This window comes from Acidocella sp., from assembly GCF_050253495.1.
GTDB lineage: Bacteria > Pseudomonadota > Alphaproteobacteria > Acetobacterales > Acetobacteraceae > Acidocella.
Genome location: NZ_JBFWIX010000018.1, coordinates 1 through 20,409 on the forward strand (window position 1 = coordinate 1; position 20,409 = coordinate 20,409).

Consider the following 20,409-nt stretch of genomic DNA (forward strand, 5'->3'; position numbering starts at 1 on the left):
GCCAATCCAAAGCCGTTCAGATGGACCAAGAGCGCCGACGATATCCTCGCCTCAATTCAACGCTTCTGCCTGCGGTCCCTCACAAAAATGCCCAAAATGAAGACAAATTCCGAATCAGGACACTAGACCTTCGCTTTTTGGCGGGGGATGGAAGGATGAAGAGAGTGGAGCTTTATCAGAAGGTCCGCCGCGCTGTGTTGATTGACGGGATGAGCCGTCGCGCTGCGGCCCGGTATTTTGGGATTGATCGCAAGACTGTCGACAAGATGCTGTCTTATCCGGCCCCAGCTCCGCATGGCCGGAGCGGGCGAACCTATAGTCGCAAGCTTGCCGGATTTACGGACATCATTGATCAGATCCTGGCCGATGACCGCAGTGTGCATGCCAAGCAGCGGCATACGGCGGCCCGGATCTTTGAACGTCTGCGTGATGAGCACGGGTTTGCAGGCGGCATCACGATCGTTCGCGATTATGTGGCCGGTGCCAGGCTGCGCAGCCGTGAGGTGTTTATCCCGTTGAGCCACAAGCCTGGGCACGCCCAGGTGGACTTTGGGGAGGCGGACGGGATCATCGACGGCAAGCTGACGCGTTTCCACTATTTTTGCATGGATTTGCCGCACAGCGATGCGCCGTTCTTCAGGGCCTATCCGGCGGAGGTGGCGGAGGCCTTCTGCGAGGGGCACGTGGCGGCCTTTGCCTTCTTTGGCGGCATCCCGCAGTCGATCCTGTACGACAACACGAGACTGGCGGTGGCGCGGATACTGGGTGCTGGGAAGCGTGAGCGCAGCCGGATGTTCTCGACACTGCAGAGCCACTACCTGTTTGAGGACAAGTTCGGGCGCCCCGGCAAGGGCAATGACAAGGGCAAAGTCGAGGGGCTTGTTGGCTATGTGCGGCGCCACTTCATGGTGCCGATGCCGGTGGCTGTCAGCCTTGATGCGATGAACGCACGCTTCCTCGAACAATGTTTGGAACGCAGGCAGGCCGTGTTGCGCGGGCACGACCAGAGCGTCGGGGAACGGATGCTGGCCGATCTGGCTGCGTTCATGCCGTTGCCAGCGGTGGCGTTCGATCCCTGCCATATGGTGACGGGCCGTGCTTCATCGATGTCTCTGGTGCGCTATCGTACCAATGATTATTCGGTGCCGACGGCTTATGCCCACCAGGAGGTGGTGATCAAAGCCTATGTCGAGCGCGTCGAGATCATCTGTGGCGGGGAACAGATTGCGGTGCATCCGCGCAGCTATGAGCGGGAAGACTTCATCGCCAACCCGCTGCATTATCTGGCACTGTTGGAACAAAAACCCCGCGCACTCGATCAGGCCGCGCCACTCGATGGCTGGGTGCTGGCCGAACCGATGCACTGTATCCGGCGGTTGATGGAAGCACGCAGCGGCAAGGAGGGGCGGCGCGAGTTCATTCAGGTGCTGCGCTTGTGCGAACGCTTCGACCAAGCCCTGGTGGAATGGGCGGTGGCCCGGGCGCTGGAGATGGGGGCGATCAGCTTCGATGCGGTCAAGATGATCGCTCTGGCCCGCCTTGAACAGCGCGTGCCGCGCCTTGATCTGCAATTCTATCCGCATCTGCCACGCGCGAACGTCGGGCGTACCGACCCACGCAGCTACATGGGCCTGCTCACACAGGCAGGAACTCCCGCAACGGGAGTACCGGCATGAGTGATCCCATGATGCCGCTGCCGGCTGTTGAGGCAGAACCCACCAGCGTGCCGCCCGCTGTCTTGCTGGCCAATCATCTCAAGGCACTCAAGCTGCCCAGCTTCGTGCGCGAGTATGAGAAGGTCGCCTTTGAAGCCGCACAGGATCGCGCCGATTATCCAAGATATCTGCTGCGCCTATGCGAACTGGAGCGGATCGACCGCGACCGCCGGATGGTGGAGCGCCGCATCCGTATGGCCAGGTTCCCGCATACCAAGAGCTTCGATACCTTCGACTTTGCCGCCCAGCCATCGCTGAACAAGGCGCTGGTGCTGGAACTGGCCCGCGGGGAATGGATCGAGCGACGGAATAATGTCATCGCGCTGGGGCCCAGCGGCACCGGCAAAACCCACACCGCCCTCGCGCTGGGACTGGCGGCCTGCCAGAAGGGCTACAGTGTGGCCTTCACCACAGCGGCGGCGATGGTGCACGACCTGATGGAGGCAAGGGGCGAGCGGCGATTGCGCGGCCTCCAGAAGCATCTGGCTCAGGTGAAGCTACTGATCCTCGACGAGTTGGGTTATGTTCCCTTCACAGCCGTGGGTGGAGAACTGTTGTTCGAGGTGCTCAGCCAGCGTTACGAACGGGCTAGCACGCTGATCACCAGCAATCTGCCCTTCGACGAATGGACATCGCTGTTCGGCTCCGAGCGCCTGACCGGTGCCTTGCTCGACCGGTTGACCCACCACGTGCACATTCTCGAGATGAACGGCGAGAGCTTCCGCCTTGCCAGCAGTCGCAAGCGCCAGAGGGACAAAGGGGAGGCAAAATGACCTGACAAGAAAACGGCCATCGGCAGCGGGAAATCGGCTTCCGCTCCGCTACAGCCGCTTCCCCGCTGCCGATACTGCCCAGCCTCAACCTGAGGCTTTTTATTCAAACCAGCTGGCCCCTTTTTAAACCGGTGCCTGGCCCAATTTTATCCCGGCGTTGACAATAATAACGAACGAGCCAATATGGCTTTGGGCGGGATAACATCCGCTCAGAAACTGAAACTCGCCGCGTGAATTCTACAACCAAGCCCCGTTAAAAACGGGGGGATTACCATTTCACCCCAAAAAATGCGGCATATGTCTCCGGCTTAAATCCCACTAACAGTTCAGTGCCGCGCGCCAGTACCGGTCGCTTGATCATTGAGGGTTGTTCCTCCATCAGTACCACCGCCTTGGCGGTGTCCAGCCCTAGCTTCCGTTCATCCGGTAACTTTTTGAAGGTTGTCCCCGCACGGTTGAGCAGCACTTCCCAACCTAATTGTTTCACCCAGCCCTCAAGCGTGGCTTGGCTAATGCCAGCGCTTTTGTAATCGTGAAATACATATTCGACCTTATGTGCGTTTAACCAATCCCGTGCCTTCTTCATCGTGTCGCAATTCTTGATGCCGTAAATCGTAATCATGCCCATCGGGTCGACTCCCTGTAACGAGTTTTGTGGTCCGTAGCACACCATAACAGTGAACGAACCTCACACGTGCCTTATCAACAAGAATGTCCAGGACTCAAGAGTTGTTCGGAGAATGCGTGTTTATGGACAAGGTTGAGGTTGATCCAAGTCAAAGAGATCGGCGATTTCCAACTCTGAATGGAACGGCGTGGGGTCTATAATGTAACTACCCTTATGTTTGTTGTGGATTTTCAGACAATGGTCTATCCCCACGCTCCTTTTTCGGGTGTTTTGGACATGAAAAGAAACCGTGGAAAACCACCAAGAATTTCAGGCGAGACTTTGCTCCCTATTACGCTTGGAGGAAGGGCCATGGGAGGCGGTTTTAGCTTCTCCGGGCTGTCTGAGCATGTATTGGCCCGCGAGCTTGGCGTGGCTTCGAATCGGATAACAAAGATTTTGAGCGGCGGAGACTGTCATTCTGCTTGGCCGCTTTCTGGTTGAATCTGACGCGGTTGCTGACATGAATAACTGGTCGGAAATAATCGAAACGGCGGACAAAGCAGGCGTCAATCACTCCGGCAATGAATGCTTCCAAAGGAAGCGGGGGCTTTCTGTTCTCCATGCCATTCAACATACAATTTGGCATGCGGATTTTAAAATCCGTAGGTGGAATATTACATTTTAAGATTTCGGTCGAGGTAATGCAAGGTGCTCGGGAGAGCCGATGACGAGAGGGTGCTGATGCCGGCATCAGCGCCCTGGCATGGCGATATGGGTGTGTAAGCTCAGCGCGGCTTGATCACTCGGGAGTTGTCATCAGCAGCAGGATGGCATCCGCGATATAGCGGCGCTGGCGTTCACGCGGCTGGGGCGCGCCGATGTCGATATTGTAAAGTGTGCTGAACGTGGCGCGATTGGAAACGCGGTAGAAAGCCAGGGCGCTGATCATCATGTGCAGTTCGCGCGCTTCGATCTGACGCTTGAACACACCGGCCTCATGGCCACGTTTGAGAATCCGCGCCAGGATTTCAATCGCCGGGCTGTTGGTCCGGCGCATGATCTCCGAGCCGCGCACATGCTCGGCGTTATGGATGTTCTCAATCATCACCAGCCGGATAAATTCCGGGTGCGCGTCGTGATAGTCGAAATTGAGCTCGACCAACCTGCGCAAGGCGGTTTGCGGGTCAAGCTCATCAAGCTTCATATTGGCTTCGATCTGCCGGATGCCGCCATAAGCGTGCTCCAGCACGGTGATATAAAGCCCCTCTTTACTTTCAAAGTAATAATAAATCATCCGCTTGGTGGTATGGGTGCGCGCGGCGATGGCATCCACCCGCGCGCCCGACAAGCCGTGTTTGGCGAACTCCTCGGTCGCGACCCGTAATATATCCTGCCTTGTGCGCTCCGGATCTCGGGTTTTTCCGAGAGACACCGGTGCATCCCCGTCCACCAAACCTATGTTTTTAGCCATTCCTGAACCTTGCCACAAAGACGGTCTGCCCGCCCATCATGACGGTCAAGCCACGGAATGGCAATCCATGCACCATCCGGTACAGATAATGTCTCAGGCGGCGACCGGCGGGAGATTGGCCTTAGCGGGGTTGAAAGCGCATCCTTGGCACCAGCCCGGCCGCCGCGCGCAGCGACGCCCCCGTGGCGATGGTCAGGGGCGGCAGGGTGAACCATTCCAGGGTCCAGGCCGCGCCGGAGCGTTCATTTTCATGCAGCAAGGCTTGGTTCAGCGTGCCGGAGAGCCCCGCCGCATGGCGTGCCAGCGCCACCAGCAACTCCGCTGTTACGGGGTTTGCCTTATGTGCCATGGCGGAGGAGGTTCCCCCGCCCGCGATTTTCAGCGATCCGTTTTCCGTTTGCGCCAGCAGTGCCGCATCCAGTCCGATCTTGCCCAAGGCCCCCGCGATCAGTGCCAGCACCGCGCCGAATTCCACGATGTTATCCCGCGCGGTGTGCCAGCAGGGCGCGTTGCCCAGAGCCAGCCGCGCCGCCAGCCCAGCCGCCACTTGCTCAGCCTTGTCACCCAGCTCCGCCCGGGTGCCCACCGGCCCGCCCAGTTGGATCACCAGCAGCCGCGGCGCCAGTGCCGCCAGCCTGTCCTGGTGTCGCCGCAGCGGGAGCAGCCAGGACGCAACCTTGTCCTTCACCGTCATCGGCAATGCCGCCTGCATGCGCGTCTGCGCCATCAGCGTCATGCCGCCTTGGTCGTCCGCCAGCGTTTCCAGCATGCCGGTCAGCGCCGCCAGCCGGGCCGTCAGCACCGCCATCACCGGCTTTAGCCGCAAGGTCAGCGCCGTGTCGGTGATATCCTGGCTGGTGGCGCCGAAATGCAGATAGGGCCGGGCTGTTTCCGGCAGGCTGGCGCGCAGCGCCTTCACGAAACCGGGCCCCAGCACCCCATCCTTGAACAGCCCGGCGGCCAGGGCCGCCGGGTCGGGGGTGAATTCAGAGCCGCCCCGTGCGATCGCCGCCGCAGCTTCGGCCGGAATCAATCCGGTCGCGGCCTGCGCCTGGGCCAGGGCGATCTCGAACTCCAGCATGGCGTGGAGTTCGGCCTCCTGACTGAACCAGGTTTCGATCTCGGCATCGGCGAGGAGCGCGGCGGCAAAGCTCTGTGTCATGACGTCTCAGATATCCAGGAAAATGGTTTCCTTGTCGCCCTGCAGGTGAATGTCGAATTTATAGCAGGGCATGCCATTTTCCTCTCCACGCGGCGCGATCAGGGTGGGCACGCGCACTTTCAACTCTACCCGGCCCAGCAACGGGTCGGCTTCGTTGGCGGCCTGTTCGTCGCCGAAATACATGCGGGTGTGCAGGCCGATATTGATGCCGCGCGCAACGATCCAGAAGGTGATATGCGGGGCCATCTTCCGGCCGTCCATGTAGGGGACGGTGCCGGGCTTGATCGTTTCGAACCGGTATATGCCGGTGGCGCCGTCCACGGGTTGGCGGAACCAGCCGGGAAAATTTGGATCCGCCGCCCCCCGGTGCTCACCGCGCCCGGGATAAAGCCCGTCCGCGTCAGCTTGCCAGATCTCGATCAGCGCGTCGCGCAGCGGGCTGCCGGAGCCGTCGAAAACCTGCCCGGTGATGACGATGCGCTCACCCTTGGCCTCGGCCGGGCAAGCGCCCAGGCCCAGATCCTGAGGATAGAGGCTGTCGATGCCAATGAAGTTCGGTGTGGTGCCGATATGCACATAGGGGCCCGCGGTCTGCGAAGGGCTTTCCTTCAGCCGGTTTAGAGATTGTGCCATGGGTTAGTTTCCTTCCATCCGGTTTTCGAACATCGTGGAGCGGCGGCCGCGCAGCACGATGTCGAACTTATAGGCCAGCGTATCCATCGGGATCGTGGCGCCGCGGTCCAGAGCCGCCACGAGTGTCTCCACCGCCTCGCGCGAGGGGATGCCCTGGACGATCGGGCATTGCCAGATCATCGGGTCGCCCTCGAAATACATCTGCGTGATCAGACGCTGTGCGAAGGCATGACCGAATACCGAGAAATGAATATGCGCCGGGCGCCAGTCATTCACCCCGTTCGGCCAGGGATAGGCGCCCGGCTTGATGGTGCGGAACCAGTAACGCCCTTCCTCGTCGGTGATGCTGCGCCCGCACCCGCCGAAATTCGGGTCGATGGCGGCGAGGTAGGTTTCTTTCTTGTGCCGGTAGCGCCCGCCGGCATTGGCCTGCCAATATTCCACCAATGCACCGGGCACCGGGCGGCCATCCTCGTCCAGCACCCGCCCATGCACGATGAGGCGAGGGCCGACCGGGTCGCCGCTGGTGGCGAAATTGCGGATCAGGTCGTTATCCAGCGGCCCCAGCATGGCATGACCGAACACCGGGCCGGTCATTTCCGAGAGCGTGTTGGTGAGCGAGAGCAGCGCCTGCTTTGGGCTGCGCAGCACGGAGGTCTTGTAGTCCGGCGTGAAGGCCGGCGGATGCCAGGACCTGTCACGTTGATAAAAAGCGCCATTATGATTGGGCGCCGGTTCGTTACGCATTGGCTTCCTCCTTTTCCACCGCCTCAAGCTCTGCATACGCCTTGGCGGCAATCTTGAACGCATGGTTGGCGGCTGGCACCCCGGCATAAATCGCCACGTGCAGCAGCGCCTCCTTGATGTCTTCCAGGCTGGCCCCGGTATTGCGGGTGGCGCGCACATGCATCGCCACCTCGTCGTAATGCCCAAGCGCAGCCAGCAGCGCGATGGTGAGCATGGAGCGCTCGCGCAGTGGAATGGTGTTGCGCGACCATACATTTCCCCAGGCGGTTTCGGTGATCAGCTCCTGAAAATCCTGGTTGAAGGGCGTGGTGTTGGCCACCGCCGCATCCACATATGTCTTACCCAGCACCTTGCGGCGGGTCTTCATCCCCTGGGTGAAACGGGGGGAGGGGTCAGGCATGGATATGCTCCTCAAAATGCCGTGTCAGCAGAGCCAGCAGCGCCCCTGGCTGTTCGGCGGGGGGAATATGGCCGCAATCATCGATCAACGCGAACCGCGCGCCAGGAATCAGCGCCGCTGTTTTTTGCACCAGCTCTGGCGGCGTGGATTGATCGCCGTCGCCGCAGACCACCAATGTTGGTGTCTTAATGCCGGGGATGGCCTGGGTCAGGTCCGCCTCGCGCAGCGCGGCACAGCAGGCGGCATAGCCGTCGTTCGGCGTGCCCAGCAGCATCTGGATCCATCCCGCCAGTTCCATCTGCTTTTCGGCATGGTATTTCGGTGTGAACCAGCGCTCCATCACCGGGCCGGTGATGCTGGCCAACCCGTTGCTCATCACGGCGTCGATGCGCGCGTTCCAGCCTTCGTCATTGCCGATTTTCGCGGCGCTGTCGCAGACGACCAGGGCCGAAAGCCGTTCCGGCGCTTGCACCGCCAGCTGCTGCGCGATCTGCCCGCCGATGGACAGTCCCACGAACGCGAAGGTCGCCAGCCCCAGATGATCCGCCAGCGCCAGCACGTCGTCGGCCAGCATCTTGATGCTGTAGGGGCCGGGCACGTTTTCCGAGAGGCCGTGGCCGCGCTTGTCGTACAGCACAACCCGGTATGTGGCGCAGAGCGCCTGCGCGATTTCGTCCCATAGCCGGCAATCCGTGCCCAGCGAGTTGGCGAAGATCACCGCCGGCGCATCGCTCCGCCCGGTTTCGCGCCAATGCATCCGCACGTCATTGAGCTTGGTGAAAGCCATGGTTCATGTTCCTCCTGGGCGCGTGGCCCCGTTGCAGTGAATAAAATACTTTTAGAGTTTCATGTAAAATGAGATATTGCGCATGAATGATAACCTGGAGGTTATATGCCAACCCCGCGTGGCGAAGGTTTGGACCCTCGCATCAAACTTCGCCATCTTAGTGTTTTTCTGGAGGTGGTGCGTCTTTCCAGCGTTGTCCATGCGGCGGAGAGCCTGGGGCTGACCCAGCCGGCCCTGTCAAAAACCATCGCGGAGCTGGAAGCGATCCTCAGGGTTAAATTATTCGACCGCTCAGGCCGCACGTTGAAGCTCACCGGTTTTGGCGAGATGTTCCACCGCTATGCCGGGGCCAGCCTCACGGCGCTGAAACAGGGTGTCCGTTCCATGGCGCAGGTGAGGCGGGATGAGGCGGCGGCCTTTGCCATCGGCGCGCTGCCTACCGTCTCCGCGCGTATATTGCCCCGGGCGGCGGCGGCGTTCACGGCGCGCAATCCAGCCTTCAAGCCCCGCATCGTCACGGGGCCGAATGCCTATCTGCTCTCCCAACTCCGGCTGGGAGAGGTGGAGTTCGTCCTTGGCCGCATGGCCGAGCCCGAGATGATGCGCGGTTTCGCCTTTGAGCATCTTTATGAGGAAGAGATCGCCTTGGTGGTCCGCCCGGACCATCCCTTGCTCGCCGCCAGCCGTTTCGATCTGGCCGACATCGCGCATTATCAGCTTCTGATGCCGCCGCCGGGCTCCATCATCCGTCCGACGGCGCAGCATTATCTCATCGCTCACGCGCTGGGGCCGTTCGCGGGGGAGATCGAGACCATTTCCGACAATTTTGCCCGTGCCTATGTGCGCGCTTCCAACGCGGTTTGGATCATCTCGGAAGGTGTGGTGGCGGAGGAGCTGGCCCATGGCTTCCTGGCCCGCCTGCCGGCGGATACCAGTGCCACGCGGGGACCGGTGGGGCTCACGACCCGCACCGATCTTCAGCCCTCCATGCCGGCGCAGATTTTCGCGCAATCCGTCCGTGCCGCCGTGGCGGCACTGGCGGTTCACTCCCCGTCCGACCAGTCCGGCGCGAAGGCTGGGCTGACCAAACGCTGACCCTTCGGCAGGGCGGCGATCTTGGCGCGGTCCTCGTCATCCAGCCGGATGTTCAAGGCGTTGAGGTTGGAGAGCTGGTTGGCCCGCCCCGCCGCCTTGGGCACGGCGGCCACGTCTTGCTGTTCCAGCAACCAGGCCAGCGCCACCTGCGTGGGCAGCACGCCATGTTTGTCCGCGATGGCGACGATGTCGGGAATTTCCGAAACCTTGTTGCGCGCCAGCGGGCTGTAGGCGGTCAGCGCCATGCCGTGCCGGCGGCAATAATCCAGCAATTTCGCCTGACCCAGCGTCACATGATATTCGACCTGAATGGCCGCCAGCGGCGCGCCCAGATCCTCCACCACCTCGCGCAGCAAAGGCAGTGGAAAATTCGCCACGCCGATGGCCCTTGCCTTGCCGCTTTCCTTCAATGCCACCAGCGCCTCAATGGTCCGGCGCAGATCCCAGTCTTTCGCGGGCCAGTGGATCAGGAACAGATCCACATAGTCGCTCCGCAGCGCCCGCAGGGAGCGTTCAAATGAGGCTTGCAGTTTTTGCGGCTCAAGCTGGTCCCACCAGACCTTGCTGGTGACGTGAATCTCCCCGCGTGGCACGTCGCTCGCGGCCAGAGCCGCGCCCACGGCGTCCTCATTGTTATAACCGGCGGCGGTGTCGATATGACGGTAACCGAGCGCCAGCGCCTGCATCACGGCCTTGGTGCAATCCTCGCCCAGCATCGGCCAGGTGCCGAGCCCGAGCTTGGGCATATTCAGCCCGTTGGGGTTGATGAGGCGTTCCATCACACGCGCTCCACCGCCAGAGCCAACCCCTGGCCGACACCGATGCACATGGTCGCCAGCGCCCGCTTGCCGCCGCGTGTTTCCAGCCCATGCACCGCCGTCATGGCCAGGCGCGCGCCCGAGCAGCCCAGCGGATGCCCCAGCGCGATCGCCCCGCCATGCGGGTTCAGATACTCCGAAGCCGGGTCCACCCCAAGTTCGCGCATCGAGGCGATCACCTGCGAGGCAAAGGCCTCGTTCAGCTCGATCAAATCGAAATCCCCGATGCTCAGCCCCAGCTTCGCCATCAGCTTGCGGCTGGCGGGCACAGGGCCGATGCCCATCACGTCCGGTTCCACCCCCGCCGTGGCCATGCCCAGAATCCGGGCGCGCGGGGTGAGGCCATGCTTCCTCGCCGCCGCCTCGGAGGCCACGAACATCGCCGCCGCGCCATCGTTCACGCCGGAGGCATTGCCCGCCGTCACCGTGCCATCGGCCCGCACGATCGGCTTCAGCTTGGCCAGCGCTTCCATGGTCGTGCCCGGGCGTGGATGCTCATCGGCGGAGATGACCGTCTCGCCTTTCTTGCCCGCGATGGTCACGGGCACGATTTCCGCGGCGAAATAGCCGGCGGCCACGGCGGCTGCGGTGCGTTGCTGGGAGCGCAGCGCATATTCATCCTGGTCCGCGCGGCTGATCTGATAACGGTCCGCGACATTCTCCGCCGTTTCCGGCATGGAGGCCGTGCCATATAGCTTCTTCATCTTGGCATTGACGAAGCGCCAGCCGATAACCGTGTCCTCGATCTTCATGTCCCGCGCGAAGGGCGTGGCACTCTTGCCCATCACATAAGGGGCCCGGCTCATGCTCTCCACCCCGCCGGCGATGGCGAGGTCGATCTGCCCGGTCATCACCGCCCGCGCGGCGGTGCCCACCGCATCCGCGCCGCTGGCGCAGAGCCGGTTGAGGGTGGTGCCCGGAACGGAAACCGGTAGCTCCGCCAGCAGCGCGGCCATGCGCGCCACGTTGCGGTTATCCTCGCCGGCCTGGTTGGCGCAGCCCAAGATCACCTCCTCGATCGCCTCGCGGTCCAGCCCCGGGTTGCGCGCCAGCAGCGCCGCGATGGGCACGGTGGCCAGATCGTCGGCCCGCATGGGCGAGAGCCCGCCCGCGAAACGGCCGATGGGCGTGCGCACGGCATCGCAGATGAACGCGTCTATCATGACATCACCTTCACCGGTGCCGCGGTTTTGGCGATCACGTCGTCCTTCGTCACCCCAGGGGCGAGTTCCAGCAGCGTCAGCCCGCCTTTTTCCTTGTCGCAGGCCAGCACGCAAAGATCGGTGACGATCAGGTCCACCACGCCCGCACCCGTCAGCGGCAGGTCGCAGGTTTCCTTGATCTTCGGGGAGCCGTCCTTGGCGTTGTGATCCATCACCACGACAACACGCTTCACCCCGGCGACGAGGTCCATCGCCCCGCCCATGCCCTTCACCATCTTGCCGGGAATGGTCCAGTTGGCGATGTCGCCCTTGTCGGAGACTTCCATGGCGCCGAGGATCGCCATGTCGATATGCCCGCCGCGAATCATCCCGAAACTATCGGCGGAGGAGAAGAAGCTGGAGGTCGGCAGCGCCGTCACCGTCTGCTTGCCCGCGTTGATCAGATCCGGGTCCTCATCCCCGCGATATGGGAAGGGGCCGATGCCCAGCATGCCGTTCTCGCTTTGCAGCGTCACATCCACACCCTGGGGAATGTAATTGGCCACCAGCGTGGGAATGCCGATGCCGAGATTCACGTAATACCCGTCCTGCAATTCCATCGCGGCGCGGGCGGCCATTTGATCGCGTGTCCAGGGCATCAGGCGGTCTCCCTCTCGCGCACGGTCAGCTTCTCGATGCGCTTCTCATTGATGGTGCTTTTGATGACGCGGTCGACGAAAATGCCAGGTGTGTGAACGCAATCCGGATCCAGCGTGCCGGCGGGCACGATCTCCTCGACCTCGGCGATCGTGACCTTTCCGGCGGTGGCCATGTTCGGGTTAAAATTGCGCGCGGTCTTGCGGTAGAGCAGATTGCCCGCCTCATCCGCCTTCCAGGCCTTCACGATGGAAAGATCGGATTTCAGCCAGGTCTCGCGCACATATTTCACACCGTCGAATTCCTCGACCGGCTTGCCCCGCGCCACCACGGTGCCCACGCCGGTGCGGGTATAAAAGGCCGGGATGCCAGCGCCGCCGGCGCGGATACGCTCAGCCAGGGTGCCTTGCGGGTTCAGCTCCAGCTCCAGCTCGCCAGAGAGGTAAAGCTGCTCGAACAGCTTGTTCTCCCCCACATAGGAGGAAATCATCTTCTTGATTTGGCGGTTGTTCAGTAGCATCCACAGCCCGAACCCATCGGCGCCGCAATTGTTGGAGATCACGGTGAGGTTCTTCACCCCGGCGTCGCGGATGGCCGGGATCAGGCTTTCCGGATTGCCGGAGAGGCCAAACCCGCCGGACATGATGGTCATGCCGTCAAACAGAACGCCTTCCAGCGCTGCTTCTGGACTCGAATAGATTTTTTGCATTTTTCCTCTTGTGTCCTGGCCCAATTTAACCGATTATCGGATAAAATATTCGTTTATCGGAGATAATTGCCGTGCAGGGACAGGAAGTCAAGGAAAAATCGGCGGAAGATCCGCGCTTCATGACCTCTCTGGCCCGTGGGTTGGAGGTTTTGGCCGCCTTCGAGGCGCAACCCGGCATGACGGTCACGCAGGCGGCCAAGGCCACGGGCTTGTCGCGCTCGGCGGCGGGGCGCTGCCTGTTTACGTTGGAGCGGCTTGGCTATGTCACCGCCGAGGGCGCCAGCTATATGCTTTGCCCGGCGGTCATGCCACTGGCCCGCGCCTTTCTGGCCGGGCACCCATTGGCGCGCGCCGGGCAGGCGGTGGTGGATGCGCTGCGTGACCGGTTGGGCGAATCCAGCTCGCTCGCCATGTTCGACACGCGCAGCGCCTATAACCGTGTCGTCTATGTCTGCCGGGCGGAAACCGCGCGCATCATTTCCGTGCCGCTGTTCGTGGGAACCACGCTGCCCAGCTATTGCGCCTCCAATGGCCGGGCCTTGCTGGCATGGCTGCCGCCCGGGGAATTGGCGCGGTTTCTGGCCCAGGCACCGTTTTCCGCCCGCACGCCGAAAACCCTCATCGATGAGACGGCCCTGCGGGCTGAGTTGGAGACGGTTCGCGCCCAGGGTTGGGCGATGACGGATGGTGAGTTGGAGGCGGGGTTGCGCTCCATCGCCGTGCCGGTGCGCGGTGCCGATGGCCAGGTTGCCGCCGCCATCAATCTGGCAACTCAATCCGCCCATCGCAGCCAGGACTGGCTGCTGCAAACCGCCTTGCCGGAGTTGCAGGCCGCGGCCGCGCATCTCGCCAGGGTGGCCTTTGGCTGAGCCGCGATCACCGGGGCGGTTGGCGGTTTCAGGCGGCCAGTTCCAGCGCCTTGCGAGCCATGGCGATTGCCCCGTCGCGCGATGCCGCGGCGCCGACAAACCGGCGCAGATGCACGAAGACAGCATCCTCGACCCCGCTTTGCGCCGCCAGATCCTTCCCCTGCAGCCCGGCCCAGCTTTCGGGTAAGGGCAGGCGCTGGGCGAAGGAACCGGGTTCGGGCGGCATGGTGTCGATCATCCAATTGCCGTTGGAGGCCGGGGAGACGCAAAATATCACAGGCAGATCATGGCTGAACACGGCATTTTTCCAAGGCATGCCGGTCTCCAGCACGAGCAGGCGCGGATCCGTGGCCGCCGCGTGCGCCGCCAGCACCCGCGTTTGCGCCAGCATGCGGGCACGCACCCCATCCACCCGCCGGGCCAGCACGCCGCCGGCCATCTCGGCGGCCTCCAGAAAGGCCGCATCGCCCGCTTGGGGACCGCTGGCGTGGGGGCTGTCCCAGGGCGGGTTGAAATCACCCACCAACGCCGCGAAATTCAAGGAGTCGCGCGTCACCGGCCCGGTGGCGGAGACGCCGTTGTCGATCTCGTCGATGCGCCGGATCAGATTGTCATCCAGTTCCGCCATTATGGCGGGTGCGAAGCCAGTCTCTCCCGCCGGGGCCAGCAAGGCGGCCACGGCGCGTTCGCCATAAGCCTGCCAGATCAGGCCGGCGGAGGAAAAAGGGGTTCCATCCGGGCGGAGCGGAGCGCCGCGCTGATGATGGTCGAAGCGGCCCGAAGCAGGATCGAACACGCTGCCGACATCGAAAACGATGTCTCCCGTTTCAATCAATTCGGGCTTGCGGGTCCGCAGCAGCACATGGTCGTCGCCCGGCTGGGACACCCCCAGCGCCAGCCTGAGCGTGGCGTAGGCGAAAACCTCGTCACAATGAAATTTGCCGCTATGGGTCACGAGCAGAGGGCGCGGCGGAACAGAGGACATATTGTTTTCCAATGCGGTGGAGGATGACGTGTGGCCTATCCGGGACGTGGATAAAGTTCAAGCGCATGGGGCATTTCCGGCCCGTGATGCCGGCTTTGGCATTCCCGGCCGCCGCGCGTTATGTAGGGTTTCGTGCCGGCCGGTTTCGTCCGCGTGGCCGGAAACCATGGAGAGGAGCCACCGAATGAATGGTGCGAAAACCCTGGTCGAGACATTGCTGCAATCCGGTGTGGATACATGTTTCGCCAACCCCGGAACGAGCGAGATGCATTTCGTGGCGGCGCTCGATCAAAGTCCGGGCATGCGCTGTGTCCTGGGGCTGCAGGAGAATGTCGTCACCGGCATGGCCGACGGCTATTACCGGATTGCCGGAAAACCCGCCTGCACCTTGCTGCATTGCGGACCGGGCTTTGCCAATGGAATGGCCAATCTGCACAATGCGCGGCGGGCCAGAAGTGGCATCGTCAACATTGTCGGGGATCAGGCAAGCGACCACCGCCCATACGACGCTCCCCTGACCGCCGACACCGACGCCATGACCAGAACGGTTTCGCAATGGGTCCGCGCCAGCACCGCCACGCCGGGATTGGGCGCGGACGCCGCCGAGGCCGTGCGGGCCGCCCGTACCCTGCCAGGGCAAGTCGCCAGCCTGATCGTACCTTCCGATATATCCTGGACGGAAGGTGGTCATGTGGCGCCAGCCTTGGTTGTTCCGCCGCCGCCGCCCATCGACGCCATTGCCGTCGATAATGCGGCGCGTGCGCTGCGCAATGGGCGGCACACGCTTATTCTTCTGTCCGGCGGCGGTGCCACGCGGCAGGGGCAGTTGCTGGCTTGGCGGATCGCCCAGGCCAGCGGCGCGCAACTCATGCTGGAGTATGGCGTGCCCCGGGTGGAGCGCGGTCAGGGCACCTTGCCCCTGACCAGGGTGCCGTATGCGATGGATCAGGCCATCGAAGCGCTGCGTCCGTTTGAACAGATCATCCTGGTCAACGCCAAGGCGCCTGTCGGGTTTTTCGGTTATCCGGGCATGCCTTCCATTCAGTACCGGCGGGATGCCGACGTGCATGTGCTCTCCCGGCCGGACCAGGACGGCGCGCGCCCTGGCGGCGTTGGCCGAGGCGCTCGGCGCGCCGGTTGCGCCGCCTCCGTCAGTGCCCCGCCCGTCCGCCGCGCAAGGCAGGCCGACATCGGACAAGCTGGCGCAGACGCTGGCGGCGGTGATGCCGGAGGATTCGATCATTGCCGATGAAAGCATCTCCTATGGCCGTGGATTTTACCGATGTTCCCAGGGGGCGCCTGCCCATGTCTGGTTGAACCAGGTTGGTGGCGCCATCGGCGGTGGATTGCCCATGGCCACGGGGGCCGCTATCGGCGCCAATGGCCCGCGCCGGGTAATCTCGCTGCAAGCGGATGGTTCCGCCATGTACACGTTGCAGGCCTTGTGGACACAGGCGCGCGAGGCCTTGCCCATCACCACGATCATTTTAAATAACCGCCGATATAATATCCTGCTCAACGAGTATAAGAATGTTGGCGCCACGCCCGGAGCGACGGCCATGAGTATGCTGGATCTGGACAAGCCCGACCTTGGCTGGGGAGCGCTTGCCGCGGGCATGGGGGTCGAGGCGGCCCGCGCGGACAGCATGGAGCAGTGCGCGGAGCTGATGACGGCGAGTTTCAAGCAGGCCAAGCCTTTCCTGATCGAACTGATGATCTAAGACGGGTTTGAAATGTGAACGCGCTGGGGTAAAGAGGCTCTGGCGCCGTTGTCGGCGGGTGTAAGCTGTGGGGCGTCCGCAGCTCCATCCCCGATTCTGACGCTGGAAACGCTATGCTTTAAGTCTCCGTAGCTCAGCAGGATAGAGCACAGGATTCCTAATCCTGGGGCCGTGGGTTCGAATCCCGCCGGGGACATAACCAAATCAGCGGTTTATCAGCCGCGACCAAAGCGGCTCGTCACTTTCGTTGAAAGTGAGATCTCCGGGAGACATGGCCCGGCTCATAACCGCCCGCCAGATTTATGCGGCAAAGCCTGTTCGATCCATCATGTCGCGCGCTGGGTCGCGAGCTTTTGCCGTGCCGTTAAGGCAAGCATTGTCGCGCGGTGGGCGGGCACGCCAAGTAGGCGTAGATGCTGCTCGGCTCCAAACAGGCCAACCCAGTCGGCTGATTCACCCGCCAGGCAGGCGCGGATACAAAGCGCGTTCACGGCGCCAAGCATGGAAAACAGCAAGGGGTGAGGTGTCACGCTGAATTGCCCCCGTGCCACTCCCGCTTCGATATCGACACGGAGCCGCTCGAACATCTCGGCGCGGATCGCATCGTCGCTGCTCATGGTTTCGGCGATCAACGCGCCAAGGTCGGGAGCGCGGGTTGCTTTTGCCACCAGCCATTGTAGCCCCAATGCAACCTTTTCCTCGGGGCTGTCCAAGCGGTCGATTTCCTGATGCAATTCATCGATCACCGAATTGGTCAGCACGAGCCGTATTTCAGCCAGCAACGTCTCCTTATTGGCGAAATGATAGTAGAACGCGCCATTTGAGACATCCGCGGCTTCGGTAATCGCTAAAATCGAGGTGTCTTCAATGCCGCGTTCGGCGAAGAGCTTGATGGCGGTTTCCAAAAGCGCCGCGCGGGTTTTGTCGCGTTTTGTTTCGCGCTTGCGTGGCGTGGGAGCAGGGGCAGGCAAGGGGTCGGGCATTGTCGCGAGCTTATCAGATGCTTGGCGGCGCGACAAAGCCACTTGACGGGCGAAAAAAACTGAGAGTACTCTCAAAACATGATGGCGCGAGAAACGACGTCACGAAAGAGGGGACCATGCAATTAATTGCTTATAGGGATGAAGCCGGTTGTCAGATCGGTGTGGCCGCTGGCGCCGATGGTTTGCGGCATCTGGCCGGGTTGGAGGCGTTTTTCGCCGACCCGCCGGCCGCTTTGGCCGCTGGCGCGCATGGTCCGGTGTTGGCGCTTGCCGGGCTCACGCGCATTCCAGCCGTTCCAGCTTCGGCGCGTATTCTTTGCATTGGGTTGAATTACCGGCGCCATGCCAAGGAAACCGGCCAGCCAATTCCGGATCATCCGGTCGTGTTCGGACGTTGGGTGGCGTCTCTGGCGGTCGATGGAGATGATGTGCCCGCCATTGAAGCGGCCTTTGACTGGGAGGGCGAATTGGCCGTCAGTCTGGCGCGTCCGCTGTTCCGTGCGGATCCCACCGAGGCCCGCGACGCCATTCTCGGCTATGCCGCGTTCAACGATCTTTCGGCACGGAGTTTTCAGCGCCTGTCCGCGCAATGGACGTTGGGCAAGAACAGCGACCGGTCAGGTCCGCTAGGTGCCATCACCACGGTTGACGAGGCGGGTGACCCCGCCTTGGGCTGGAGGCTGTGTACACGCGTGAACGGTGAAATCATGCAGGATTCAACGACCGCGGACATGATTTTCGATGTCCCGAATCTGCTGTCTCGGCTGAGCCAGGTCATAACTTTGCATCCTGGCGATATTGTCGCCACCGGGACGCCGTCTGGCGTCGGGCTAGGCTTCTCGCCGCCGAGATTTCTTAAGCCGGGCGATGAGGTCGATGTGCAAATCGGTGCCCTAGCGCCGGTTCGTAACCGCATCGCCGCATTGACCCCGTGACCGAAGCAACCATTGAGGCGGCTTGCGCCCATGTGTTGGTGGAACTGGTTCGAACGCTCGATGGGCCAGACCGTGCCGCCGCGCTGGCGTTTTTTACGGACGATGCCGCCTGGTGCCGTAATGGTGCTTGGTCGCATGGCCAGGATGAAATCCGTGCCGCCTTGTCGGTGCCGCGGGCGCATACAGCGCAGCGCCATCTATTAGCCAATGTGCTGATCCGGACGCAAAGCGTGGACCTGGCGAGCGGGGAAGCGGATTTTACGCTGTACCGGGGCACGGCGGGGAAGCCTGGCTTGATCACCGAGATGGCGGGGATTGGCGGTTTTACCGTCCATTTCCGGCGGGAGGCGGCCGGGTGGCGCGTGGCGGTTCTCGAAGGAAGGCCTGTCTTGGTCTTTCCACGGGAAAAAGTTTTTTAAGATGATTCTTAATTGACTCTCCAAAAAAATCGAGACTACTCTCAGTCAACTAAAACGCCGCCCTTGGTAAAATCGGACGGCGATAGGAGTGAGCGGAAAATGCCTTCGTCGATTTTGTTGCCGGTCGCCATCGTTGGTGGCGGTCCCTCGGGCGCGTTCATGGCCTTGTGGTTGGCGCGCTTTGGCGTGGCCTCGGTGGTGCTCGAACGTGAATGCGCGCCTGTCCAGGCGCCTCGTGCCCATGCGCTCAATCCGCGCAGCCTCGAAATCTGCCAGGCCTTGGGGCTCGATGTCGCGCGGATTTATGCAAAGGGGTTGAGCCGCGAGGAGGCCGGGCAAATCCATTATGTCGACACCTTGACCGGCACGTTGTTCGGCTCACTGCCTTATGAACGTCAAGACGATGACGCTTACGATCTGACCCCCACGCCGTTGGTCAATATCGCCCAGCCCGTGTTCGAGGAGATTTTGTTCGAGGCGGTGGCGGCTGAACCGTTGATCGATTTCCGCCGCGCTCATGCCTGGGTGGGGATGCAGGCCGAGAAGGCTGGGGCATGCAGCCGGATCGTAGGGCCGGAGGGTGCTTACGAATTGCACAGCCGCTTTGTCATCGCGGCCGATGGGGCCAATAGCGGTGCACGCGCGGCGGCTGGCATTGCCATGGTGGGAGATCCCGAGGTGCTGACCGCCTTGTCCATCGTGTTCAAGGCCGATCTGCGCGAACTCGTCACGGACCGGAAGGGGATTCTGTATTGGCTGTCAGGCGCCGGGGTGAAGGGTGGTTTTCTGGCTTACGACCCGGCCCGGCTCTGGAGCTATGTCACCACCCATTCGGCGGGCCGGATTGATCTGGCCGCTTACACACCCGCACGTTGCCAGGAGATGGTGCGGGCGGCCATTGGGCGACGGGGAGCGAAAACGCCGCTCGAAATCTTCGCGGTTACACCATGGACGATGCGCAGCGAGGTGGCGGAGCATTATCGTGCCGGGCCGCTTTTTCTGGTCGGGGACGCGGCGCATCGTTTTCCACCCACAGGCGGGTTGGGGTTGAATACGGGTTTGCAGGATGCTCATAATCTCGCATGGAAACTTGCCGCCGTGATTCGTGGTGAGGCGGGTGAGGATTTGCTCGATACATATGAGGGCGAGCGCCGTCCGGTGGCATGGTGCAATGCCGAGCAAAGCCTTGGCAATGCGCAACGTTTGAGCGCGCTGGCGGCGCTGGATTGCCCGCAAGATGTCAGCGTTTCAAGTGAGGCCATGCAGGCCTGGCTTGATGAGGCAGACAGGCGCGCACGGATTGACGCGGCGATCGAATTGCAACGTCAGCATTTCAATTCGATCGGCCTGCAACTTGGTTTTTCTTACGATCCGCTCGCGCCGGAGGTGGTGGTGGATCGGTTCGAACCGCGCGCCGATCCCGGGTGCCGCCTGCCGCATGGCTGGTTCACAGAGGGCGGAATTCGCCGTTCGACACTCAGTTTGCTTGACGCGCGGACCTTCACGCTGATCGCCGTTGGAGATGACGCCGCTTGGCGCGCGGCGCTGGAAGGGGGCAGGCCTTCCCCACGCCTTGTGATGTGCGATGCGGCCTGGCGCTTTGAGACAGATTGGCTGAAGCTTGTGGGATTGTCCGAGGGAGGTGGCGTGCTTGTCCGCCCCGATGGTCATATACTCGCCCATATTGCCACCCCGTCGGCCGAGGCGTTGGCCCAGGCTTTTTCCAGCTTGCCGGGATTTGAAACTCTTACTGAGCTGGCTTGAGACAGAGGAGATTC

At 62.1% G+C, this 20,409-nt stretch carries 22 protein-coding genes and 1 tRNA gene; 10 read left to right on the plus strand and 13 right to left on the minus strand.

What is annotated here, in order from left to right; all coding sequences use genetic code 11:
• The first annotated feature begins 155 nt into the window (after positions 1-155).
• Both istA and istB read left to right on the plus strand, forming a co-directional pair.
• Complete coding sequence (gene istA, locus AB7D48_RS12925; RefSeq protein ID WP_427979783.1) at positions 156-1,676, plus strand: IS21 family transposase; 1,521 nt, start codon at positions 156-158, stop codon at positions 1,674-1,676.
• Complete coding sequence (istB, locus tag AB7D48_RS12930) at positions 1,673-2,488, plus strand: IS21-like element helper ATPase IstB (protein WP_427979786.1); 816 nt, start codon at positions 1,673-1,675, stop codon at positions 2,486-2,488. Before istA ends, istB begins: the two co-directional genes overlap by 4 nt.
• Before the next feature lie 268 nt (positions 2,489-2,756).
• Here istB and AB7D48_RS12935 read toward each other — a convergent pair whose 3' ends face one another.
• The 7 genes from AB7D48_RS12935 to pcaD form a co-directional block, all read right to left on the minus strand.
• Positions 2,757-3,116: an ArsC family reductase gene (locus AB7D48_RS12935; protein ID WP_427979789.1), complete on the minus strand. Its 360-nt coding sequence runs from the start codon at positions 3,114-3,116 to the stop codon at positions 2,757-2,759.
• Positions 3,117-3,897: 781 nt separating this feature from the next.
• Positions 3,898-4,530, minus strand: a complete 633-nt coding sequence (locus AB7D48_RS12940) for a TetR family transcriptional regulator (RefSeq protein ID WP_427979791.1) — start codon at positions 4,528-4,530, stop codon at positions 3,898-3,900.
• Between the two features lie 160 nt (positions 4,531-4,690).
• The gene (locus tag AB7D48_RS12945; protein WP_427979794.1) at positions 4,691-5,731 is read right to left on the minus strand and encodes a 3-carboxy-cis,cis-muconate cycloisomerase; all 1,041 of its coding nucleotides are present in this window, start codon (positions 5,729-5,731) and stop codon (positions 4,691-4,693) included.
• Positions 5,732-5,737: 6 nt separating this feature from the next.
• The gene (pcaG, locus tag AB7D48_RS12950; protein ID WP_427979795.1) at positions 5,738-6,364 is read right to left on the minus strand and encodes a protocatechuate 3,4-dioxygenase subunit alpha; all 627 of its coding nucleotides are present in this window, start codon (positions 6,362-6,364) and stop codon (positions 5,738-5,740) included.
• Between the two features lie 3 nt (positions 6,365-6,367).
• Entirely contained in the window at positions 6,368-7,111 is a 744-nt protein-coding gene (gene pcaH / locus AB7D48_RS12955; protein ID WP_427979797.1) for a protocatechuate 3,4-dioxygenase subunit beta, read from the minus strand.
• Entirely contained in the window at positions 7,104-7,511 is a 408-nt protein-coding gene (pcaC, locus tag AB7D48_RS12960) for a 4-carboxymuconolactone decarboxylase (protein WP_427979799.1), read from the minus strand. The genes pcaH and pcaC overlap by 8 nt, the downstream gene beginning before the upstream one ends.
• Complete coding sequence (gene pcaD, locus AB7D48_RS12965; protein ID WP_427979802.1) at positions 7,504-8,298, minus strand: 3-oxoadipate enol-lactonase; 795 nt, start codon at positions 8,296-8,298, stop codon at positions 7,504-7,506. The genes pcaC and pcaD overlap by 8 nt, the downstream gene beginning before the upstream one ends.
• A gap of 105 nt (positions 8,299-8,403) precedes the next feature.
• Here pcaD and pcaQ point away from each other — a divergent pair, with 105 nt between their 5' ends.
• A complete protein-coding gene (gene pcaQ, locus AB7D48_RS12970) occupies positions 8,404-9,393 on the plus strand; it encodes a pca operon transcription factor PcaQ (RefSeq protein WP_427979804.1) in 990 nt (329 codons plus the stop codon).
• On the opposite strand, the gene AB7D48_RS12975 is transcribed toward pcaQ, so the two are convergent.
• From AB7D48_RS12975 to AB7D48_RS12990, 4 genes are read right to left on the minus strand one after another with little or no spacing between them, the layout of a single operon-like run.
• A complete protein-coding gene (locus AB7D48_RS12975; RefSeq protein ID WP_427979806.1) occupies positions 9,342-10,172 on the minus strand; it encodes an aldo/keto reductase in 831 nt (276 codons plus the stop codon). The genes pcaQ and AB7D48_RS12975 overlap by 52 nt on opposite strands.
• Positions 10,172-11,374: a 3-oxoadipyl-CoA thiolase gene (gene pcaF, locus AB7D48_RS12980; protein WP_427979809.1), complete on the minus strand. Its 1,203-nt coding sequence runs from the start codon at positions 11,372-11,374 to the stop codon at positions 10,172-10,174. The genes AB7D48_RS12975 and pcaF overlap by 1 nt, the downstream gene beginning before the upstream one ends.
• On the minus strand, positions 11,371-12,012 hold the full coding sequence (locus AB7D48_RS12985; protein WP_427979811.1) for a 3-oxoacid CoA-transferase subunit B: 642 nt from the start codon (positions 12,010-12,012) through the stop codon (positions 11,371-11,373). Before AB7D48_RS12985 ends, pcaF begins: the two co-directional genes overlap by 4 nt.
• Complete coding sequence (locus AB7D48_RS12990) at positions 12,012-12,719, minus strand: CoA transferase subunit A (protein ID WP_427979814.1); 708 nt, start codon at positions 12,717-12,719, stop codon at positions 12,012-12,014. The genes AB7D48_RS12985 and AB7D48_RS12990 overlap by 1 nt, the downstream gene beginning before the upstream one ends.
• A gap of 71 nt (positions 12,720-12,790) precedes the next feature.
• On the opposite strand from AB7D48_RS12990, the gene AB7D48_RS12995 reads away from it, so the two are divergent.
• Entirely contained in the window at positions 12,791-13,588 is a 798-nt protein-coding gene (locus AB7D48_RS12995; RefSeq protein WP_427979816.1) for an IclR family transcriptional regulator domain-containing protein, read from the plus strand.
• Between the two features lie 28 nt (positions 13,589-13,616).
• Here AB7D48_RS12995 and AB7D48_RS13000 read toward each other — a convergent pair whose 3' ends face one another.
• Complete coding sequence (locus AB7D48_RS13000) at positions 13,617-14,573, minus strand: MYG1 family protein (protein ID WP_427979819.1); 957 nt, start codon at positions 14,571-14,573, stop codon at positions 13,617-13,619.
• Positions 14,574-14,757: 184 nt separating this feature from the next.
• Here AB7D48_RS13000 and AB7D48_RS13005 point away from each other — a divergent pair, with 184 nt between their 5' ends.
• The 3 genes from AB7D48_RS13005 (at position 14,758) to AB7D48_RS13015 (ending at position 16,490) form a co-directional block, all read left to right on the plus strand.
• The gene (locus tag AB7D48_RS13005; RefSeq protein WP_427979821.1) at positions 14,758-15,825 is read left to right on the plus strand and encodes an acetolactate synthase large subunit; all 1,068 of its coding nucleotides are present in this window, start codon (positions 14,758-14,760) and stop codon (positions 15,823-15,825) included.
• Positions 15,797-16,294 carry a thiamine pyrophosphate-dependent enzyme gene (locus AB7D48_RS13010; RefSeq protein WP_427979824.1) on the plus strand — a complete coding sequence of 166 codons (498 nt, stop codon included), beginning with the start codon at positions 15,797-15,799 and terminating at the stop codon, positions 16,292-16,294. Before AB7D48_RS13005 ends, AB7D48_RS13010 begins: the two co-directional genes overlap by 29 nt.
• A 122-nt stretch (positions 16,295-16,416) precedes the next feature.
• A tRNA-Arg gene (locus AB7D48_RS13015) sits at positions 16,417-16,490 on the plus strand.
• Positions 16,491-16,620: 130 nt separating this feature from the next.
• Here the strand turns inward: AB7D48_RS13015 and AB7D48_RS13020 are convergent.
• The gene (locus tag AB7D48_RS13020) at positions 16,621-17,277 is read right to left on the minus strand and encodes a TetR/AcrR family transcriptional regulator (protein ID WP_427979826.1); all 657 of its coding nucleotides are present in this window, start codon (positions 17,275-17,277) and stop codon (positions 16,621-16,623) included.
• A gap of 116 nt (positions 17,278-17,393) precedes the next feature.
• Here AB7D48_RS13020 and AB7D48_RS13025 point away from each other — a divergent pair, with 116 nt between their 5' ends.
• The 3 genes from AB7D48_RS13025 (at position 17,394) to AB7D48_RS13035 (ending at position 20,395) form a co-directional block, all read left to right on the plus strand.
• Positions 17,394-18,212, plus strand: coding sequence for a fumarylacetoacetate hydrolase family protein (locus tag AB7D48_RS13025; protein WP_427979829.1), 819 nt, complete (start codon positions 17,394-17,396; stop codon positions 18,210-18,212).
• Complete coding sequence (locus AB7D48_RS13030) at positions 18,209-18,631, plus strand: nuclear transport factor 2 family protein (RefSeq protein ID WP_427979831.1); 423 nt, start codon at positions 18,209-18,211, stop codon at positions 18,629-18,631. Before AB7D48_RS13025 ends, AB7D48_RS13030 begins: the two co-directional genes overlap by 4 nt.
• A 99-nt stretch (positions 18,632-18,730) precedes the next feature.
• Complete coding sequence (locus tag AB7D48_RS13035) at positions 18,731-20,395, plus strand: FAD-dependent monooxygenase (RefSeq protein ID WP_427979834.1); 1,665 nt, start codon at positions 18,731-18,733, stop codon at positions 20,393-20,395.
• Positions 20,396-20,409 lie beyond the last annotated feature (14 nt).